Annotated in this window: 28 protein-coding genes; 21 read left to right on the top strand and 7 right to left on the bottom strand. The window is 41.7% G+C overall.

The window, feature by feature from the left end; all coding sequences use genetic code 11:
* Positions 1–94: 94 nt before the first annotated feature.
* The 4 genes from LP667_RS10810 to LP667_RS10795 are packed head-to-tail and all read right to left on the bottom strand — an operon-like array spanning position 95 to position 2,107.
* The gene (locus LP667_RS10810; RefSeq protein ID WP_056988479.1) at positions 95–349 is read right to left on the bottom strand and encodes a hypothetical protein; all 255 of its coding nucleotides are present in this window, start codon (positions 347–349) and stop codon (positions 95–97) included.
* A 9-nt stretch (positions 350–358) separates the two neighbouring features.
* On the bottom strand, positions 359–1,297 hold the full coding sequence (locus tag LP667_RS10805) for a hypothetical protein (RefSeq protein ID WP_033611999.1): 939 nt from the start codon (positions 1,295–1,297) through the stop codon (positions 359–361).
* A gap of 22 nt (positions 1,298–1,319) precedes the next feature.
* Complete coding sequence (locus LP667_RS10800) at positions 1,320–1,733, bottom strand: ImmA/IrrE family metallo-endopeptidase (RefSeq protein WP_033611998.1); 414 nt, start codon at positions 1,731–1,733, stop codon at positions 1,320–1,322.
* A gap of 11 nt (positions 1,734–1,744) precedes the next feature.
* Positions 1,745–2,107, bottom strand: coding sequence for a helix-turn-helix domain-containing protein (locus LP667_RS10795; RefSeq protein ID WP_011101082.1), 363 nt, complete (start codon positions 2,105–2,107; stop codon positions 1,745–1,747).
* A 172-nt stretch (positions 2,108–2,279) separates the two neighbouring features.
* Here LP667_RS10795 and LP667_RS10790 point away from each other — a divergent pair, with 172 nt between their 5' ends.
* The gene (locus LP667_RS10790; RefSeq protein WP_056988480.1) at positions 2,280–2,510 is read left to right on the top strand and encodes a helix-turn-helix domain-containing protein; all 231 of its coding nucleotides are present in this window, start codon (positions 2,280–2,282) and stop codon (positions 2,508–2,510) included.
* Positions 2,511–2,584: 74 nt separating this feature from the next.
* Here LP667_RS10790 and LP667_RS10785 read toward each other — a convergent pair whose 3' ends face one another.
* The 3 genes from LP667_RS10785 to LP667_RS10775 are packed head-to-tail and all read right to left on the bottom strand — an operon-like array spanning position 2,585 to position 4,051.
* Entirely contained in the window at positions 2,585–2,899 is a 315-nt protein-coding gene (locus LP667_RS10785) for a hypothetical protein (protein WP_003642787.1), read from the bottom strand.
* 37 nt (positions 2,900–2,936) lie between these two features.
* Complete coding sequence (locus LP667_RS10780; protein ID WP_056988481.1) at positions 2,937–3,815, bottom strand: hypothetical protein; 879 nt, start codon at positions 3,813–3,815, stop codon at positions 2,937–2,939.
* Complete coding sequence (locus tag LP667_RS10775) at positions 3,815–4,051, bottom strand: helix-turn-helix domain-containing protein (protein ID WP_033609666.1); 237 nt, start codon at positions 4,049–4,051, stop codon at positions 3,815–3,817. Before LP667_RS10775 ends, LP667_RS10780 begins: the two co-directional genes overlap by 1 nt.
* 134 nt (positions 4,052–4,185) lie before the next feature.
* Here LP667_RS10775 and LP667_RS10770 point away from each other — a divergent pair, with 134 nt between their 5' ends.
* The 20 genes from LP667_RS10770 (at position 4,186) to LP667_RS10685 (ending at position 12,849) form a co-directional block, all read left to right on the top strand.
* The gene (locus LP667_RS10770; RefSeq protein ID WP_056988482.1) at positions 4,186–4,392 is read left to right on the top strand and encodes a helix-turn-helix transcriptional regulator; all 207 of its coding nucleotides are present in this window, start codon (positions 4,186–4,188) and stop codon (positions 4,390–4,392) included.
* Entirely contained in the window at positions 4,392–4,688 is a 297-nt protein-coding gene (locus LP667_RS10765; RefSeq protein WP_003642791.1) for a hypothetical protein, read from the top strand. The genes LP667_RS10770 and LP667_RS10765 overlap by 1 nt, the downstream gene beginning before the upstream one ends.
* Positions 4,689–4,712: 24 nt before the next feature.
* Positions 4,713–4,883 (top strand): hypothetical protein, encoded by a 171-nt coding sequence (locus LP667_RS16760; RefSeq protein WP_003642792.1) that lies wholly within the window; start codon positions 4,713–4,715, stop codon positions 4,881–4,883.
* Between the two features lie 11 nt (positions 4,884–4,894).
* Entirely contained in the window at positions 4,895–5,200 is a 306-nt protein-coding gene (locus LP667_RS10760) for a DUF771 domain-containing protein (RefSeq protein WP_016511199.1), read from the top strand.
* 67 nt (positions 5,201–5,267) lie between these two features.
* Complete coding sequence (locus LP667_RS10755; protein ID WP_027821906.1) at positions 5,268–5,780, top strand: helix-turn-helix domain-containing protein; 513 nt, start codon at positions 5,268–5,270, stop codon at positions 5,778–5,780.
* A 15-nt stretch (positions 5,781–5,795) separates the two neighbouring features.
* Complete coding sequence (locus LP667_RS10750; protein ID WP_056988483.1) at positions 5,796–6,041, top strand: hypothetical protein; 246 nt, start codon at positions 5,796–5,798, stop codon at positions 6,039–6,041.
* 57 nt (positions 6,042–6,098) lie between these two features.
* Positions 6,099–6,269, top strand: a complete 171-nt coding sequence (locus LP667_RS10745; protein ID WP_011101090.1) for a hypothetical protein — start codon at positions 6,099–6,101, stop codon at positions 6,267–6,269.
* A 132-nt stretch (positions 6,270–6,401) separates the two neighbouring features.
* The gene (locus LP667_RS10740) at positions 6,402–6,788 is read left to right on the top strand and encodes a recombination system host exonuclease inhibitor (protein WP_081939563.1); all 387 of its coding nucleotides are present in this window, start codon (positions 6,402–6,404) and stop codon (positions 6,786–6,788) included.
* Positions 6,785–7,672, top strand: a complete 888-nt coding sequence (locus LP667_RS10735; RefSeq protein WP_033611994.1) for a recombinase RecT — start codon at positions 6,785–6,787, stop codon at positions 7,670–7,672. The genes LP667_RS10740 and LP667_RS10735 overlap by 4 nt, the downstream gene beginning before the upstream one ends.
* On the top strand, positions 7,596–8,456 hold the full coding sequence (locus LP667_RS10730; RefSeq protein WP_082618927.1) for a PD-(D/E)XK nuclease-like domain-containing protein: 861 nt from the start codon (positions 7,596–7,598) through the stop codon (positions 8,454–8,456). The genes LP667_RS10735 and LP667_RS10730 overlap by 77 nt, the downstream gene beginning before the upstream one ends.
* A gap of 82 nt (positions 8,457–8,538) precedes the next feature.
* Positions 8,539–9,447 carry a DnaD domain protein gene (locus LP667_RS10725; RefSeq protein WP_056988485.1) on the top strand — a complete coding sequence of 303 codons (909 nt, stop codon included), beginning with the start codon at positions 8,539–8,541 and terminating at the stop codon, positions 9,445–9,447.
* Entirely contained in the window at positions 9,444–9,731 is a 288-nt protein-coding gene (locus LP667_RS10720; RefSeq protein WP_056988486.1) for a hypothetical protein, read from the top strand. The genes LP667_RS10725 and LP667_RS10720 overlap by 4 nt, the downstream gene beginning before the upstream one ends.
* A gap of 41 nt (positions 9,732–9,772) precedes the next feature.
* Positions 9,773–10,450, top strand: a complete 678-nt coding sequence (locus LP667_RS10715; RefSeq protein WP_307725416.1) for a phage antirepressor KilAC domain-containing protein — start codon at positions 9,773–9,775, stop codon at positions 10,448–10,450.
* 4 nt (positions 10,451–10,454) lie between these two features.
* The gene (locus tag LP667_RS10710; RefSeq protein ID WP_056988487.1) at positions 10,455–10,973 is read left to right on the top strand and encodes a hypothetical protein; all 519 of its coding nucleotides are present in this window, start codon (positions 10,455–10,457) and stop codon (positions 10,971–10,973) included.
* Positions 10,970–11,350, top strand: a complete 381-nt coding sequence (locus tag LP667_RS10705; protein WP_056988488.1) for an endodeoxyribonuclease — start codon at positions 10,970–10,972, stop codon at positions 11,348–11,350. The genes LP667_RS10710 and LP667_RS10705 overlap by 4 nt, the downstream gene beginning before the upstream one ends.
* On the top strand, positions 11,343–11,501 hold the full coding sequence (locus LP667_RS10700) for a hypothetical protein (protein WP_121018930.1): 159 nt from the start codon (positions 11,343–11,345) through the stop codon (positions 11,499–11,501). Before LP667_RS10705 ends, LP667_RS10700 begins: the two co-directional genes overlap by 8 nt.
* Before the next feature lie 2 nt (positions 11,502–11,503).
* Complete coding sequence (locus LP667_RS16755; RefSeq protein ID WP_162838576.1) at positions 11,504–11,662, top strand: hypothetical protein; 159 nt, start codon at positions 11,504–11,506, stop codon at positions 11,660–11,662.
* A 15-nt stretch (positions 11,663–11,677) separates the two neighbouring features.
* Positions 11,678–12,100, top strand: coding sequence for a DUF1642 domain-containing protein (locus LP667_RS10695; RefSeq protein ID WP_056988489.1), 423 nt, complete (start codon positions 11,678–11,680; stop codon positions 12,098–12,100).
* Entirely contained in the window at positions 12,093–12,260 is a 168-nt protein-coding gene (locus tag LP667_RS10690; protein ID WP_080440469.1) for a hypothetical protein, read from the top strand. The genes LP667_RS10695 and LP667_RS10690 overlap by 8 nt, the downstream gene beginning before the upstream one ends.
* 127 nt (positions 12,261–12,387) lie before the next feature.
* Positions 12,388–12,849, top strand: a complete 462-nt coding sequence (locus LP667_RS10685) for an ArpU family phage packaging/lysis transcriptional regulator (RefSeq protein WP_056988490.1) — start codon at positions 12,388–12,390, stop codon at positions 12,847–12,849.
* The last annotated feature ends 106 nt before the right edge of the window (positions 12,850–12,955 follow it).

The following is a 12,955-nucleotide window of genomic DNA, read 5'->3' as shown; positions in this document are numbered from 1 at the left end:
AAAATATGTTATTCCCCAATAACAATAATTCCCCGAACTATAAGTAGTCCCAACTCCTAGCCTTTATCGACTTCCTATCTGGTCTATAGCAATATTAATTCTTATCGTGATTTTTCTGTGTCTGTGCGAGAAGTCCCTTATACTTATTAATTTCTGAGTTAAAGCGGTCCGGTATATCTTCATTTGGGTGTAACTTTTTCCAGATGAAAATTCCAATCATTGACCAAAGACCTGCACGAATTAAATCTTTTAGTTTGAGATGTCCCGCTGTCATGAATTTAACGAACTTATTTAAAATCCAGTACATAATAGCGATAATAATTATTAACCATGTGAGAATAATAGACATGTCTTCCTCCTAGTTATAGTAATAATAATTTTTACGTTGTTTTTGTTTGATGGTCTGACCGACATACAGTTGTGTACCAGAGTCTCCAAGGCCATCTTTATATACATGAGTGATACCAGTGCTACTATCATCTAATCTGTAAAGCATTCCATATTCAGTGCTGTAACCATAGGCCATACCACTAGATGTTTCTATTGAAGAGTAAACTGTTCCAACATATTTTTGAAGAGTCTCAACGTCCTTTTGACCGAAGATTTTCGCATAAGAGCGTAATTCACGATCGTTTTCTACTTTCTTACTAGAAGAAGCTTTTTCTTTTTTTATATTGGCATCTATTTGTTTTTGAATAGCTTTAGGGGAACCACTGAATAGTTTTCCCTTCTCGTTTAGCATTAAATAATCCTTGCCATATGATAGAGTTCCAGAGGTATCGGAATCTGGTTTACCAAGAATACTAATTATTTTAGACTTAGTCATGCCAAGCTTAACTTTATTGAAATTGTATTGCTTTTTCGTAGCTTTTTTAGCACTAGCTTTATTTTTGCTTGAAGATTTTTTGGCTACAGTCTTCTTAGTGTCACTATTATTCTCGGAAGATTTTTTTTTGATGTTACTTGTTTTATTTGAGCTAGTCTTCTTCGAATCACTTCTTTTGCTACTTGATTTGTTCGAATGCTTTTTGTTAGAACGTTTATCGTCGCTTTCAATCTTTGACGTACTGATTTTTTTCGGGTGTGCTATCGTGTCCTTACTGCTTACTGTATTCTTAACTGGATTAGCTATTAGTCCTACAATAACAAATAGAAAAGATGCAGCGAGAGCAATCAAGCCATATTTAAAAGATCGTTTTGAGCCGCCACCTTTAATAAGTTTAAAAATTCCCTGACATATAAAATATATAAATATTAACAATGAGATGAAGAACATTATCTCGGCAAAAGTTTCCATAATTCCTCCAAATTAATTGATATTAATCTTTGTCGAATGGTACTCCGTATTGATAGGCCAGTTCTCTGTATGAATAGGGAATATGACCATTTTCCTCAATAAAAAACATTCCCATTAATCCAACTGAAAATTCATCAGCTTCACGTTCAAACTTAGAATGTCCATGTTTAACGGAAGTGTAGTACCCAATCAGCCCCTCGTGGAATATAACGTGTCCCAGCTCATGACCGAGTATGAAATACTGTGTAGGCGTGTGTTTAATAGAATTATTGAGTAGTATGATAGGCTCTTGGTTGTCATAAGCATTTTTACCCAGGGGCATTGCCCCGAAGTCACACCATTCTACTTGTATGTTAAGCTTTTCCGCAATTACAAACGGGTCCGCTGTGTGATAACGGTTGACAATAGCTTTAACGATATCTTTTACTCTATCCATAAGTACAACTCCTAATCATGCTTGTGGCGTTTCCAGAATATTGTTGCCATGGCCACACGCACTTGTTGTTTTTCTTCTTCAGTAAGATCTTCACCCCCATAGGTCATCGAACCCTCATTTGCTTCAAGAAAATCCTTCAGGTCAATGGTATCTTTCTTGGTTGCCCATTTTGGCGTGCCATTTTTTCCAAGCAAGTAGTCAGTTGTCACGGAAAAACGATCTGCAATTTTAGAAAGTGTTTCAAGATCAGGCTGTCGTTTTCCTTGTTCATAGGAAGCCAGTGTTGTTTTGGCCATGCCTAATTGCATTGCTAATCTCTCTTGCGTTAGACCAGCTTCTCTTTTTCGTAATTCTTTAAGGCGTTCAGCAAACATCGATAGGCCTCCTTCATTAATTATAAGATTACTACGCATAATGCGTATTTTGTACAGAAATATAAAAAATACTCGTTTAGAGTATTTTTGTGTTGACTAAGTACACGAATTGTATTATATTAGTGAGCATCAAAGGTACGCGAAACGTATTACTTAGTTAGGAGGTGTTAACATGCGTCATTGGTTAAAAGAGTGGAGAGACATCAACGGACTAACGCAAAAAAAGGCTGCTGAATTTCTCAATATGCCAGAGACAACTTTAGCGTCTTACGAACAAGGACACAGAACACCAAGTGTTGGTAGAGCTAAGAAAATGGCTGTAAGAATGAACAATATATCGACAAAAAAACGTGTTAAATGGACTTATTTTTTTGAAGAAGAAGTACACAATTCGAGTAATTAAAGGGAGATGCCAAAATGAAGCCAATAACAAGTAAAAGAGCCGCTATCGCAAATAGCAACTCTTCGGATTAAACGTTAATGACTGACAATCTTTACCACTTTGGAGCTGGCAAACACGGTGCCAGGGTCATCATCAGTGAAAAAGAAAGTGTAGTTGTTTAGAAGTTTGGTGATACTTGGCACTAATCCTAGCTTAATATGTTCGTTCAGTTCAAACGGACCATTAATTTCGTCTTTGTTAGGAAAATCGTACGTTATCTTTTCCCAGTTCTTTTTAGAAATTTTTTTAGGACGATCATTAATTGGCGCAGTGCGAATACCCCAAACAAAGTCATGTACGTTTAGCGTTAGTGTTTCACCATCTAAAAAATGAATCGTAGCTGTTAACATTTTTTAACCACCTTTTTAAGTGAGAAGTCTATGGAAATTATTTTTCCACCTCGTTGTAAGGCGCAGTCAAGATAAGCATCATAATGATTGCATTCGCCAGGCCTACGTTTGAAATTAGTGAGCTCAACATTGCAGAAAATAGTTCGCCAAGTATGGCATTGAAAATAATTAATTTCATTTTAGAAAGGGAATGATACTGTTGCAAAATTTTATTGATGATACTATACGCCGGTTCACCATTCTTACCTTCATGGGCATAAGAGGTCTCGTTTATTTTGCTTACTTCAGCATTTTGTTCTTGGGCCTCCGTGAATTTCTTTATCGGCTTGGTTGGTACGACTTCAGGCGTAGATTCATTAATGGAGTGAAGGATGCCTTCAACTACTTCCGGTCCAAATAATTGTGCCATGTTTTTAATTTCTATCTGCGTTTTTTTAACGTTTTTAAGCCCTAATTGATTAATTATAGTGTTGAATTTGGCACCTGTTCTTAGATCCATTGCAGTAACATTTTGAATTTGTGCGTTTAAGGTATTTGCCGTTACATTAGCGGACATGGCAATACTGGAAAGCTGTTTCAACGTGTTGCTTGAAGCTAACATTGCCGGCCTAGTGGATGCGGCAATACTGGAAAGCTGTTTCAACGCGTTGCTTGAAGCTAGTATTGCCGGCCTAGTGGATGCAGCAATACTGGAAAGCTGTTTCAACGCGTTGCTTGAAGCTAGCATTGCCGGCCTAGTGGACGTGGCAATACTGGAAAGTTGTCTCAACGCGTTGCTTTGCAAAGTTAATGTGCGTAACCCATTCAAAACTTCTTGATTATTAATGAGACTCTGCACTTGCTTTAGTGTAGCACTATAGTTGGCATGTGCCGAAAATTGGTTGTGTCCATAAATTGAATCGTTTAGCGTTGCCATTATTCTTCCACCTCGTTGTAGGGCGGAAAGTCGAAGAAGTCGTGGACGCTGATACCAAGGCCACTACAAATTTTATAGATAGTATCAATTCTGGGTGCAGAGCCGCGGTTCACAATATTGCTGAGGGTTGTTGCTGCCATTCCTGATAGTGTTGCTACACGATTTAATGTTATGTTTTGTTCTTTCATGTACGAGTAAAGACGTTCTTTGAAGAACGTGCTATGAGTTTTATCCATAAATATCACATCCTAACCCAAATGAGTATATGACAAACATAACATTATTTTTTTAAATAAAGTTACTCAAATGAGTAGACAATACATTCAATTGAGCATATACTCTAAAGAGTATACAGAGATGAGGTGAAAAAATGACATCCAGAGAACGATTAATCCAATTTCGCAATAAAAGAGGTTTAACACAATCTAAATTATCCGATTTAAGTGGAGTTCCTCAAACAACAATTAGTGGAATTGAAAATACCAGTAAAACGCCTGGACTTAGAACGGCAATAAAGTTGGCAAGTGCTTTAGAAATTAATGTCAAGGATCTGTTACCTAAGGAGGTGATCGAGTAATGGAAGTCACACAAGAACAATTGCACGAAATGGTCCAATCAGAGGTAAACGCAGCTATTGCCGCCAAAAGCCTAGCACCAGTCAAAGCAAGAAACACTGCTTGGATGGAGCTTAAAAACGATATTTCGAAATTTGTCAACGAGAAGTACGGTAAGAATCCAAAAGCTTATTCATTGTCAGACGCAGTTAAAACGATCATTAGGTTCCATTTAGGTGTGTCTAACGTATATCAAATTAACGAGAGCAACATTGATGAAGCGCGTCGAATATTCGAGTTACTAAAAGCAAATATTTAATTTTCAAAGAACGGAGGAAACAAAATGACACATCTATCACGAACTACATTAATCAATGCACTAGCAAAGGTTAAACCAGAAACACCAAGAGTAATGTTTGAGGCACTAAGCGATAAAGCACTAGATGCTGAATTTCGAGCAGTAACGGCCGAGTATAACGAGCAAGCTAGCCAACTTATGTCAGTTTCATATTAGGAGGTGCGAACATGTCAGATACGATATTGATTCGGCATGAGGCTCCAAAGGGATTCCAATTCATTAGCGAAGAAGAATACGAGAGGTTCCAAGCATGGCAGCAAGCACAGCGTGGTATTTGTACTTGGAAGCTTAAAGATTTGGCCAGGTATAAATACGGAACTAAATCAACCGAACGAGCCTCACGATATTTAACCAAGCATCGCCATGATTTGGATATTGAACAGGGTGGCTTTATTGATTATGTGAATACCCATAACGGCTGGCAGATTCCAGCAGCTGAGATGATGGATTACTTATTAGATCATCCCGATTAATTTAAATTATAGGTGAATTACGTGGAAAGGCGATATAAAGCCCTTTCCAAAATACAGAGGTGTAGGTATGAAGAACAAGTTTGCAGAGCAATTATCATTGGCATTAGGTAGAGATAAAACACTAACACAGCAGCAGATTGCAGATAGGACGCATGTTTCTCCCGGACAATTGTCTCGGTTGAAGAGTGGATCAAGAAGCACTGATTCACAAATAAGGAAGTCGTTAGCAAATGTAATTAACGATTTTTGGCTTAATTATTCTGGTGCTCGTGAGAATTTCGGCGTGCTGTCATTCCAGAATGATCGTCAGCTACAAGGTGATATGTTCTCGGCTTTGATGAAACAGAAAAAGGAACAGCGTCAGCGAGAAAGAATTGAGGCTGAGTTTGAAGAAGCTATTACAGTCAAGCCGAGAGATCGGACACCAGCGCAGCAACTAGTTATTGAACGCTATCCACGTGAATACGCAGAAGAGATTAGCGCCGAGATAACCGATTTGGCTAAGAAGGCTGAGTATGCCGGTATTCCAATGGATAAATTGCAGGAAGTAATCGATAAAGTCAACCAAGAAAATGGCTAGGAGGAGTGATAAAAGATGCAAGTGGTTTCCATTAAAAAGAATCCTAAGTATCAGGCAGGGGGACAGCCTAAAAAATGGCTCAAAGGTGTTGAGCTTGCCGCTGAATGGAATGTTTCGCCATCAACAATAAGCAACTTGGCGCGACGTGAATACTACCCATTGCCGTCTGATGTTGCATTAGGGGCTCGCCAATATAATTGGGCGGAAGTTAGCCGTTGGCGAGCAGAAGAGAACAAACGCAAGCAGGATAGGAGGAAATAGCAATGATTGAAGGAGCAATAGTAGGCTGCGCGTTAACGGCATTATGGTTCAAGCGTCATGAAGTTGCTAGTTGGTTTGGAATTTAAGGAGATGAAGACGATGAAATTCACGTTCAGAATTGGAAATGTGCTTTACAAGCAAATCACAATTGAAGAATTGAATAATGTTTTTGGCACATTTAAGGAGGTCGAACGAATTGGAAGTACGCAAAGTATCGCTAAAGCCTAAATTTGAGTACAAAAAAAGCTGCTCGAGTATTGGTAGTACCCGTGCAGCTAAGACGCATAGTAAATTTATTTTCGATTTTTATTGTACTCCGAAACAGTCACTAAGGCAACGTTTGGTACGGAGGTGGGCGAAATGATACCAGCACAGGCAGATTTAAACGAGCATTGGCAGCAACGTAACGACTCACGCGACTGGGTACTTGACGCAGATAACTATTGCTACGATGGTGACGAGTTCGACAAGGCACAGTTGTTTCAAGATTACATCGATAACAATGACTTTAAGCAGTGGGCGATTGATATGCAGGCCGATATGTTGAGCGCCATTTGTATCGTCACTTTCGGTTCGACTGACGTAAGTGTGTTGTATCCAGATCAAGGTGAGGAATCTAATTGGCAATGGCTGATTGATGTGTTTGGTCAGTCCCGTCTATGGGACGAGCTACTAGTACACATCGACACGGACACGATGATGACACGTCTGGGCTATCACTGGGTATCAGAGGAGGAAGAAGCATGAGTAATGAGTTAGTTACGATGGTTAATAACAATATTGAGGATATGAAGAATAATGAAGGCTTGTCATTACCACCTGATTATTCAGTAGGGAATGCATTAAACAGTGCTTACTTGATTTTGAGTGATACGTCTAAGGGGCAACCATTACTTGATAAGTGTGACCAAGGATCAGTTATCAAGGCGTTGATGAACATGGCAATTCAAGGATTGAGCCCGGCTAAAAACCAATGCTATTTCATTCCTTATGGCAACCAGTTAGTCATGCAACGCTCCTATTTCGGCTCAATTAGCGTTGTAAAGCGTCTTTCAAACGTTAAGGATATTCAAGCACAGGTCGTCCACAAAGACGACACGTTCAAGATTGGCGGTGAAAATGGGGTGCTGGTGGTTAAGGAGTTCGAGCCAAGCTTTGAGAACTTAGACAAGCCAATTATCGGGGCCTTTGCATGGATCGAAGACATCAACGGGAACCGGACATATACGGTTATGACAAAAAAGGACATCGACACCAGTTGGAGCCACGCTAAGACGAAGAAGGTTCAAAACGAGTTCCCAGAAGAGATGGCTAAACGGACTGTAATTAATCGAGCTGCTAAGTTCTACATTAACAGCTCAAGTGATAACGATTTGTTCGTGCAAGCAGTTAACGAAACCACTAGCAACGAATATGAGAATGACGATAAAAAAGACGTAACACCGACTAAAAGGTCATTGGTAGCTGATGTAGCAGAGAATAAAGCCGAGAAGGTAGAATCTGCTGAACCAGCTAAAGAACCCGTTAGAACGGCTGCAAAGGAGGCATCAAGCAATGATCAAGAACCTGTCAAAGACGAAGTCGACCAGCAAAACCTCTTCGATAACCTCGGAGACCTTGACGCCAGCTAACTATTACGATCGCTGGACAGATCAATCATTTATGTCAGCAACATGGTTCAAGAAGTTTTTAGCCTGTGAAGCAGAAGCGTTAGCCGAGTTGCAGGGTAAATGGGAACCATGTATGAAATCAACGGCGTTAGTCGTTGGAAACTGGCTTCACAGCTATTTTGAGAGCGAGGAGGCTCATGCGAAGTTCGTTGATGAACACTCCGAAGCAATTTCAAGCCGAGGACCGAGCAAGGGCCATCTCAAGAAGGACTTCAAAATTGCTGAATCCATGATTGAAGCCTTATCTGACGACCATGATTTTAATCTTCTTTATCAAGGCGATAAGGAAGTGATTGTAACTGGTGAAATCAGTGGTTATCCCTGGAAGGGCAAGATTGATTGCCTCAATTTGAAACAAGGTTACTTCGTGGATCTCAAGACGACCGCTGACATATACAAGGCGTATTGGAATCCAGAAACTCGTGAGAAAGAACCGTTTGTATATGCGTATAACTACCCACTTCAGATGGCAGTCTATCAAGAGTTGATTAAGCAGCAATTTGGTGTGACGTGTAAACCGTACATCGTGGCAGTAAGCAAACAGGATCCACCAGACAAGCAGGCTATTGATTTACCGGAGTACCGACTTACTAATGCTATGAACCAGGTATTGGAATCTCAACAGCATATTCAAGATGTCATTAAAGGCGAAGCAGATCCTATCCAATGCGGACATTGTGCTTATTGTCGTAGTACCAAAAAGTTAGAGAGCGTCGTTAGTGCAGACGACTTACTCATAGATTGACAAAACAGAATTGGCTTGAACAGCAGTGACTGAATCCACCGAGCGGGTGAGAGGCCCATTAATAAGGACAGGAGGGACGAATTTGGATTACTTCAAACAACGACGAGCGTACCGTAATTTTAAGATGTATGAAGCGAGTGTCTCTAACGGCCAAAATAATCTGTATCGCGAGTTACTAGACTATGCGAACGACGAAGGCAAGTTGGACGTTCAGTTTCGCATGAAAAATTCGGCATTACTCAGTCTTACAGGACTATCCGAACCCGGCCTCGATAAAGCACGCAACTCATTAGTGCAACTAGGACTAATTAAATACGTTAGAGGCAAGAAGAATGTGAAGCCGCCAGAATATCGCATTATTAATTTATATAGTAGGTCAGATGGTTACCCAACCAGTAACCCAACTACAAGTCATAAAAGTAGGCCAACTGGTTTAGATGAAGTAGGTCAACCGGTTGGGCAAGGTGGAGGTCAACCAGTAGAACATAAAGAACTTACTAGTACTGACCCTGACTTGACTGATACTGACTCTTATGATGATGACGCGGGTGTCACACGCGAGCAGGTCATTAATGACTGGACCAACCTGTGGGGATTTTCGAACGGGGTTGCTCGTCCTGAAATTGATGAATGGCTTGCGGTGCTTAAACCTGAATTGGTGGCTTACGCCATTCAAATTGCTGGTGAACACGATGTGCAGTCGCGTGGTGCTTTGAAATATTTGCGTGCGGTAATCAAGGGTTGGCAGCAGCGAAAGATTACGACGCTGGCACAGGCTAAACAAGCAACCGTTGATCACGATAAACGGTTGGCTAATGCTAATAAACCGGGTGGTTATTCGAAGTCGCGCCGTAAGGAAATTATGCCAAAGTGGGCGCAAAGTGATGCTTCTCAGGCGGATTCTAAGTCAAACTCAAGCGATAACGAGCAGGACGATATGAGCGACGAGGCGTTCCTAGCGTTCATGAACAGTCAGGAGGAAGCTAAATGAATTGGGGTAATCAATTAGTCAAGTTAGCCGCTAACCATGCCTATGAACCGGCCGCATTGCACTGGACTAAGCAGCGTATGAAGCGGCATTTAAAGTCTGGCGGTAGCGCGCAAGATGAAGTGTGCGCTCATGAGTACAAGCTATTTGCACTCGAGGTTTTAATTATTGAATATCAGCGGGATGGCTTAAATTTTGATTTGACCCAATGTTGGGGTAAACCAGCCGAGTATTTTATTGATCTAGAGCAAGCTAGACAAGGATTGCAAACGGAGGTGAGCGCATGAATGAATTGATTAAAATCACTGAAAAAGATGGGCGGTAGTTGGTGTCTGCCCGGGATCTATATAAAGGGCTTCAGATCGCACAACGCTTTAGTCGCTGGGTCGAAAATAATTTTTCTTTGTTTGATGAAGGGGTCGATTTTGACAAGTGTACATCAAGTACGGTTGTCAACAATGGGGCCGTGCGGGAAATTGACGATTATGTTATTACGCTTGACATGGCTAAGCAATTAGCAATGATGGTTAGAAACCAAAATGGTAGCCGTTATCGTAATTATTTCCTAGCTGTTGAAAGGCGCTGGAACAGCCCAGTGGAGGTTGTCAAACGTGGATATAGTTTTCTGATGATGGAAAACGAGCAGCTGAAACTGGAGAATGAACAGTTGCAAGGGCCAGCTAGATTAGGCCAAGCAGTTTCAGGCTCAGACGATTCTATCAGCGTTGGTAATTTTGCTAAGGTATTACGCCAGCATGGTATTAAGACTGGTCAAAACCGCTTGTTCGATTGGCTAAGAACTCATGGCTACCTAATAGCGATGGGGAAACGTTACAACTCACCGACCCAACGAGCGATGGAGCTGGGAATCATGGAAGTGAGAGAAACCGTGATCACCACTAACCATGGTTCAAAGACACGCTTTACGCCCCTAATTACGGGCAAGGGGCAGCAGTATTTTGCTAATAAATTTTTGGAATCGAAGTCAATGGTCAAAGAGGGGTGAGCGCATGACTGAAACACAGGTGCTAGTAATTAACGCTGATCTACCCGATATCGATCACCCACTAGCAATGGGGCCCGAACCGGAAATGTTTAAGCTCGCGCAACATAACTACAAATCTGGTGAATGGCCGGTCCCAGTTAGACTGGTTAAGCCTGGGACTAAGGTAAGCAGTGATGCGGCCTACCTAGCCAGTATGAAACAAGATCCGAAGCAGGGAGAACGTGAAGATATTAAAGCCATTCGGCAAGCGTATAAGCATGGCAAACATTCTCTCAGACAGATATCCGAAAGTACGTCGATTAAGTTTAAGCGGGTAAAGGATTTAGTCCACAAATACAGCCTGCCACTGAATAACGGTTACTGGCGTGCTGAGAAGCATAACAATCCTGATGAAGTGATCGCCTATCAAACACTGGCACGATTATGCGAGAAGATTGACGCCCCAGAGTTTTCGATTAGACAGGCCAGTATGTCTAACGAGGTCGTTAATGGCTATTACATTAGTTGGGTGCCGAAAGCATGAACAAAGTCGTGATTAAGGGCGAACTACCTAGCTTAAATGAGTACATCAAGGCTGAACGGGCCAACAGATACGCCGCAGCTAACCTAAAGAAGCGGTACACGGCCTTATGTAGTGTATATGCGCGGGCTAGTCGAAATTCTGGAGTCGAATTCAGTTGGCCTTGCAAGCTTAAATTTACGTGGTACACGAAGAACAACCGGAAAGATGCGGATAATATCGCGTTTGCTAAAAAGTTTGTGCTGGACGGCTTTATGAAGGCTGGGCTTTTAGGCAACGACAATCGAAAGCACATCACAGGATTCCAGGACGAATTTGCCGTTGATAAACGAAATCCTAGAGTAGAAATAGATGAAATTACGGAGGACGAAAATGCCTAAACACACTAAGAAGCGTTCAACGATTAAACGGAAGCACCGGCGAATGAAGGAACATGCCGAAGCAAATAAAGCTAAAGCTTTAGATGGCAAGCAATTATCCAAGGAATATGAGCCGTACAACATTAATAAGCGGGCGTTCGGGGAGGATTGAAAATGAGTACTAAAAACAAGATTGGGCTTGGCATGATAGCATTATTTATTTTAGTCACGATCATTGGGAACTTCTTAGACGGATTTTGGCATGGAGTTACTTTTATCAGTGTTGTGGCATGGATTGTGATAGCGCTGGAACTATCGAGTTCTAACAGATGATTGGAGATGGCGACAATGATTAAAGTTTATCGTAAAACGGCCACTATCAAGGCCGAACAGTTTGATGGTAGCGATGAGATGGTTGATAAGTATGAATTAATTGACGCAGGAACAATGCTTGGAACTCACCACAGCCCTGAAGTATATCTAACAGGGTCAGGTAAATTATGCGTTGGTGACTGGATAGCAACTGATATTGATGGTGAACGCTGGTTAATTGCTGATGCGATATTCAAGCAGACGTATGCCGAACTGCCAGTAATTCCAAAAGAGGTAGCGGGGTATCTTGAAATTGTCAGACAGGAAGAAACACTGTTTGGTGTTTTAGATGAGGCACTAGCAGGGGTTAGCGACTTATCTCTGTGGATTGCTGAGAACCAGGACGATTTTGCCCGTGCATGGCTAGACGGATATGTGGTGGAGGGAAAACATGACTGACACCGAATACGCCAAAGCAATCCAAATGAAAGCCACGGTTGCCAACCTGGAAATGAACGCGGCGCTAACAACTGAGCAACAGGCACAAATTGGCCAGGACTTCATTGCTGACATTATGGAGTTGAGTGAGCGCGAGAGTAAACAAAAAGCCGCCTACTAGGGCGACTAGTCACAGGACCACTCGAATGACCGTTGTAAGTATAACATATAAAAGGCGCTGCCAATGCTGATTGCGCTACAACTAATTCCTACAAAATTAATTATAGCATACGAAAGCGGAGGGGCGCATGATGGGCGAACAGCAAGTTATTTCAGATGAAATTTTTCCACCAATTGACCAGGAGAAAACAATTAAACAGGTGCGGCGGTTCCTGGATAAGAAGTTACCGCAAGCAGTTCGGGCGTCCGGCCATTCGGTCGCTGATTTAAAATCGCCTAGCATGGATGGCATGCCTAAGTCGTCCCCAGCTGGTAACTCGGCCGAGGATCGGATTACACGCCGCCTGTATGCAGAGCAGATTGTCCGACAGACTATTCAGGCCATGGCTCGCTGTGATCATGAGTGCCAGGAGATATTAGATCGGCTATATCTACAAGGTTACAGCGACACGATGTGCTACATGGATATTGGCTACAGCAAGACTCAGTATTTTGACCGCTGGAAGCCATTGGCAATGCTACAGTTTGCACAGAGCTATTACCTAGAAGATCTGAATATTTATCAAAACCGAACTCAAGCCGGACTTTAACCGAACTTTTTCCGAACTCAAGCCGGACTTCATAGCAATAAATTGGTGGTAAATTAGTAGTATCGATAATTGGTTAGGGCGACAAATAAACGTTTTTCTGATAGCT

This window comes from Lactiplantibacillus paraplantarum, from assembly GCF_003641145.1.
Taxonomy (GTDB): Bacteria; Bacillota; Bacilli; order Lactobacillales; family Lactobacillaceae; genus Lactiplantibacillus; species Lactiplantibacillus paraplantarum.
Note: the sequence above shows the minus strand (reverse complement) of the source record. Positions and strands in the feature narration are given on the sequence as shown.

Coding starts and splice junctions, on each gene's coding strand:
- LP667_RS10795 (WP_011101082.1), bottom strand. CDS start 2,107: ATGTTTGCTGAACGCCTTAAAGAATTACGAAAAAGAGAAGCTGGTCTA.
- LP667_RS10780 (WP_056988481.1), bottom strand. CDS start 3,815: ATGGCAACGCTAAACGATTCAATTTATGGACACAACCAATTTTCGGCA.
- LP667_RS10700 (WP_121018930.1), top strand. CDS start 11,343: ATGCCTAAACACACTAAGAAGCGTTCAACGATTAAACGGAAGCACCGG.
- LP667_RS16755 (WP_162838576.1), top strand. CDS start 11,504: ATGAGTACTAAAAACAAGATTGGGCTTGGCATGATAGCATTATTTATT.
- LP667_RS10685 (WP_056988490.1), top strand. CDS start 12,388: ATGATGGGCGAACAGCAAGTTATTTCAGATGAAATTTTTCCACCAATT.
- LP667_RS10755 (WP_027821906.1), top strand. CDS start 5,268: ATGAAGAACAAGTTTGCAGAGCAATTATCATTGGCATTAGGTAGAGAT.
- LP667_RS10750 (WP_056988483.1), top strand. CDS start 5,796: ATGCAAGTGGTTTCCATTAAAAAGAATCCTAAGTATCAGGCAGGGGGA.
- LP667_RS10805 (WP_033611999.1), bottom strand. CDS start 1,297: ATGGAAACTTTTGCCGAGATAATGTTCTTCATCTCATTGTTAATATTT.
- LP667_RS10770 (WP_056988482.1), top strand. CDS start 4,186: ATGACATCCAGAGAACGATTAATCCAATTTCGCAATAAAAGAGGTTTA.
- LP667_RS10810 (WP_056988479.1), bottom strand. CDS start 349: ATGTCTATTATTCTCACATGGTTAATAATTATTATCGCTATTATGTAC.
- LP667_RS10760 (WP_016511199.1), top strand. CDS start 4,895: ATGTCAGATACGATATTGATTCGGCATGAGGCTCCAAAGGGATTCCAA.
- LP667_RS10695 (WP_056988489.1), top strand. CDS start 11,678: ATGATTAAAGTTTATCGTAAAACGGCCACTATCAAGGCCGAACAGTTT.
- LP667_RS10705 (WP_056988488.1), top strand. CDS start 10,970: ATGAACAAAGTCGTGATTAAGGGCGAACTACCTAGCTTAAATGAGTAC.
- LP667_RS10790 (WP_056988480.1), top strand. CDS start 2,280: ATGCGTCATTGGTTAAAAGAGTGGAGAGACATCAACGGACTAACGCAA.
- LP667_RS10740 (WP_081939563.1), top strand. CDS start 6,402: ATGATACCAGCACAGGCAGATTTAAACGAGCATTGGCAGCAACGTAAC.
- LP667_RS10765 (WP_003642791.1), top strand. CDS start 4,392: ATGGAAGTCACACAAGAACAATTGCACGAAATGGTCCAATCAGAGGTA.
- LP667_RS10720 (WP_056988486.1), top strand. CDS start 9,444: ATGAATTGGGGTAATCAATTAGTCAAGTTAGCCGCTAACCATGCCTAT.
- LP667_RS10745 (WP_011101090.1), top strand. CDS start 6,099: ATGAAGTTGCTAGTTGGTTTGGAATTTAAGGAGATGAAGACGATGAAA.
- LP667_RS10730 (WP_082618927.1), top strand. CDS start 7,596: ATGATCAAGAACCTGTCAAAGACGAAGTCGACCAGCAAAACCTCTTCG.
- LP667_RS10775 (WP_033609666.1), bottom strand. CDS start 4,051: ATGGATAAAACTCATAGCACGTTCTTCAAAGAACGTCTTTACTCGTAC.
- LP667_RS10735 (WP_033611994.1), top strand. CDS start 6,785: ATGAGTAATGAGTTAGTTACGATGGTTAATAACAATATTGAGGATATG.
- LP667_RS10690 (WP_080440469.1), top strand. CDS start 12,093: ATGACTGACACCGAATACGCCAAAGCAATCCAAATGAAAGCCACGGTT.
- LP667_RS16760 (WP_003642792.1), top strand. CDS start 4,713: ATGACACATCTATCACGAACTACATTAATCAATGCACTAGCAAAGGTT.
- LP667_RS10785 (WP_003642787.1), bottom strand. CDS start 2,899: ATGTTAACAGCTACGATTCATTTTTTAGATGGTGAAACACTAACGCTA.
- LP667_RS10800 (WP_033611998.1), bottom strand. CDS start 1,733: ATGGATAGAGTAAAAGATATCGTTAAAGCTATTGTCAACCGTTATCAC.
- LP667_RS10710 (WP_056988487.1), top strand. CDS start 10,455: ATGACTGAAACACAGGTGCTAGTAATTAACGCTGATCTACCCGATATC.